2 protein-coding genes are annotated in these 1,398 nt (G+C 63.4%); both read right to left on the reverse strand.

Annotated features, from left to right (window positions below):
- Positions 1-222, reverse strand: a 222-nt coding sequence (locus AB4Z11_RS31755) for a DUF3297 family protein (RefSeq protein ID WP_442030165.1), incomplete at its 3' end; no start/stop codon positions are given.
- A gap of 10 nt (positions 223-232) precedes the next feature.
- On the reverse strand, positions 233-1,398 hold a 1,166-nt coding region (locus AB4Z11_RS31760; protein ID WP_442030166.1), incomplete at its 5' end, for a BNR repeat-containing protein.

Below are 1,398 nucleotides of genomic sequence, written 5' to 3' on the forward strand. Positions count from 1 at the left end.
CTTCAGCTGAATCAGCATCGGACGTCCTTTGCGGTCCAGCGACTTGCCGGCGGCAACCTTGATCCAGCCTTCGCTGATGCAGTATTCCTCGACGTCGCCGCGCTCTTTGTCATTGAACTTGATGCCAATGTCGCGCTTCAACACGTCTTCGTTAAAGTATTTGCTGCTTGGGTCGACCGACAGGCGGTCGGGCAGCGCTGRGGAAGTAGTCGTATCAGTCATAGTGGGCGGATTATCGCCCAGAACCCGGATTTGGGCAATCCGCACGCCACTCCAGGACGCGCGCCATCTGCGGCGGCGCGCCGCTTACCCGCTCGCCGTCGCCCTGGGTGACGTTCAGCAGGAACAGATCCAGTTCGCCCGCCATGCGCCACAATTCGGTGTCGTAGCTGGGTTCCCAGTCGCCGACCGATGCCGCCGTCAGATCGCGCAACTGCCATGCGTCTGCACCGCTGCAGCGCACGGCAACGGTGGCCCGGCTGCCGCGCTCCTCGTCGCGGAACACCAGCAACTGCTGTCCTTCGCTGCCGATCAGGATCTGCGGACGTGCAATCGGGATCTTTTTCGTACCGCCGCCGCCCAGCGTGAAGGGCGTCGTACGCGCGCCAACCGGCGCGCTTACCCAGCCGCTGTCGCCCAGATAGACGATGCGGTATTGCGGGACCTTGCTCCCCTCTTCCCGCCAGTACGTTGCAATATAGGGCCGGCCCTGTGCGTCGGCCGACATGGAAGTCTGGTTGATCAGCTCATGCTTCTGCGGCACGCGCGCCGCGTATTCGGCGCTGGCAGCGGTAATCGGCAAGACATAAGGCTTCCCGTCCGAGCGTTCCCAGGTCTTGCCGCCATCGCGTGATCGGGCGTAGGCGATATCGTGGTTGCTGGCCACGTCCGGCGATTCGCGCCAGACCCAGGACAGGTGAATCGTGCCGCGCCCGTCCACGAAGGCCTGCCAGTAGGCGTTGCGCTTGCCCTCGCCGTCGATCAGGTTGGAATGCACGCGATGCCAGATGCCGCCTGCATAACGGTTGACGACCAGGTTGCCGTTACCGGACCCGCCATCGCGGTACAGGAACAGCAGGCCGCCATCGGGCAGCCTGTGGAATTCGGGGTAAGTGACGCGGGTTTCGTTTTGCCCTGTCATTGGCTGCGGCGTATCCAGCTCCAGCGAGCCTGGAGCGACGCCACGTGCGTAGCGCAGATGCGAATTGTGGTGGTCCCAGGCGACGTGCAGGAAACCTTCAGCGTCGGCCATGATGCTGATCGCATTGTGCGCATCGCTTGAACTGCCGCGATAAGGTGTGCGCCTTATTTCCCATTCGCTGGCGCCGGACTTGCGCCTCGCCAGCACGAGAAAGTGCTCCTGGTCGTAGAAGGCGGCGTACTGCCAGCCGTCCGCAG

Source organism: Pseudoduganella sp. RAF53_2 (assembly GCF_052113985.1).
GTDB lineage: Bacteria > Pseudomonadota > Gammaproteobacteria > Burkholderiales > Burkholderiaceae_D > Rugamonas.